Source organism: Nitrospira sp. BLG_2 (assembly GCF_049222245.1).
Window position 1 is genome coordinate 1 of record NZ_JBLYIG010000397.1, and the last position, 2,073, is coordinate 2,073.

2 protein-coding genes are annotated in these 2,073 nt (G+C 57.7%); both read right to left on the reverse strand.

Translation table 11 applies throughout. The features are described from left to right. Positions 1-1,209: phenylalanine--tRNA ligase subunit alpha (gene pheS / locus ACOSYY_RS10975; protein ID WP_421662399.1), on the reverse strand; the 1,209-nt coding region annotated here is incomplete at its 3' end. A 9-nt stretch (positions 1,210-1,218) separates the two neighbouring features. After that, complete coding sequence (gene rpe, locus ACOSYY_RS10980) at positions 1,219-1,920, reverse strand: ribulose-phosphate 3-epimerase (protein WP_421662400.1); 702 nt, start codon at positions 1,918-1,920, stop codon at positions 1,219-1,221. Positions 1,921-2,073 lie beyond the last annotated feature (153 nt).

A 2,073-nucleotide genomic window follows, 5' to 3' on the forward strand; every position in this document is an offset into this window, starting at 1 on the left:
CTGGAAGAAATCCGTCGCATGGGTGGCGTCGACTTGGTCATAGCGGAAACACCGGGCGATCGAGAAATACTTCCCGGGAATGCTTGGCGAGGCGGCAAGCGTTCGAGCCGAAACCGCCGTGCCCTGACTCCGCAACACCAACCGTTTCGCCCGATGCACATCAAACGAATAGCCCCAGCCCGTGGAACCGGTCTCCGCGCCGTTCTCATGCACCTCGGCGACACGCGACAAGAACGGCTCGTCCACGGCGATGGTATGGCTTGGCTCCTTGACGAAATAGACATCATGAATGTCACGGGCCGGATGGAATTGCGGCATGAACAGGGCATCCATATCCCAGAATTCCGTTTCGACGAGCGCCCCCCGCATCTCTTGGAATCCCATGCTCACGAGTTTGGCTTTGACCGTATCGAGAAATTCTCGATAGGGATGTTTCTTTCCGATTCCGATACGAGGCGGGCGCAGACTGATCGTGTACTTTCTAAATCGTTTCTGGCGCCAACTCCCATCCTTCAACAGGTCGGGAGTCAACTGCGAGACTTCTTCAGCAATTCCTTGCCTCAGCAGCTGTGCCGCCGCCCCCCCCCCGTCGGGCGACAACATGAATGAGCGGGTCACACGATCGTCCACCCTGAATGGCTCTTTGGCATTGCCACGTTTCACGGCAAAGTCTTCAATGACCTGCCGATGGGCTTCCGTGAAGCTCTTCAGCTCCTTCGGCGAATCATGTATTTCTCCCAGGATGGTTCGGAGTGCCTCGGCCGTCGGACTCTGCCGCCCGGTCGTTTCGATGCAACCTCCTTGGATGATCAGGACCACCCCTTCCTTCTTGAGTCGCCCGACGGCCTTGCTCACATCGGACGGGTCCAGCCCTTCTTGCGACTGAAGGTCGGGGATGGTCAGCCTTTTCCCGGTACCGGTGGCTTCCCGCGCAGCCGCCAAGACTCGTTCGATAGGCGAGGCGGTTTGGTAATACTCCATCCCGATCTTCGTCAACGAGACTATGGGAGTCACGGTTTCCGTCTGCACCGTGATGAGAGATTTGGCCAATAACCACTCGACTGCCATGCTGAGTTGGGAAGGCTCTAATTCAGCGGCCGCGGCCAACTGCTCGCCGTCCAGAGCCGCTCCAGGCGGACGAGCGCCAAACGTCGTGAGGACTTTGATTTCGAGAGGATGAAGGCTGTCGATGACTGCCGAAATGTCCACCCTAATGGCCTATCGATTGACCGCTGCGCGGGACTTCTGTGGAACAACCGTCTCTGCGGCGGCTCGCATGGCCGCGATCGTGGCCGTATAGTCATGTTCGGAAAAAATAGCGGACCCTGCCACGAGAGCCGTTGCGCCGGCGGCTACGATTTCCCTGGCATTATCGACCTTCACACCGCCATCCACTTCGAGCAATGCATGGCTGTTGATTGCATCCAACATGACCCGCGCCTGGGCGATTTTCTTGAACACCGCTGGGATGAATGTCTGCCCCCCAAACCCTGGATTCACGGACATGATCAATACGAGATCGACATCTCCCATGATCTCTTGAAGCAGCGAGATTGGCGTGGCCGGATTCAACGTGACTCCGGCCTTGACTCCTCGTTCCCGAATGGATTGAATCGTTCGATGGAGGTGCGGACAGGCCTCGACGTGGACGGTCAGATAATCGGCGCCCGCTTCAGCAAACTCAGGGATGAACGCATCGGCGTTGGTGATCATTAAATGAACGTCAAGGGGCAGTTTGGTGACTTTTTTCAGACTTTCGACGATGGGTGGCCCAACCGTCAGGTTCGGCACGAAATGACCGTCCATGACATCCACATGAAGCAGGTCTGCCCCCGCCCGCTCCACCGCTGCCACCTCATCGGCCAATCGTGCGAAATCGGCGGAAAGAATCGAAGGCGCAATATGAATCGGATGACCCATTACCCCCCCTTTTTCCGAAGACGGGCGGCATAAAAACCATCCATCCCGCATTCGTTACCCATGGTGGAGAGCGCGCCGCAGATGGTCACAAAGGGGAGAGCACCGGGCGGAAGCCACGGCGCCACAGACTCACGCATCCATCCAGGATAGGCT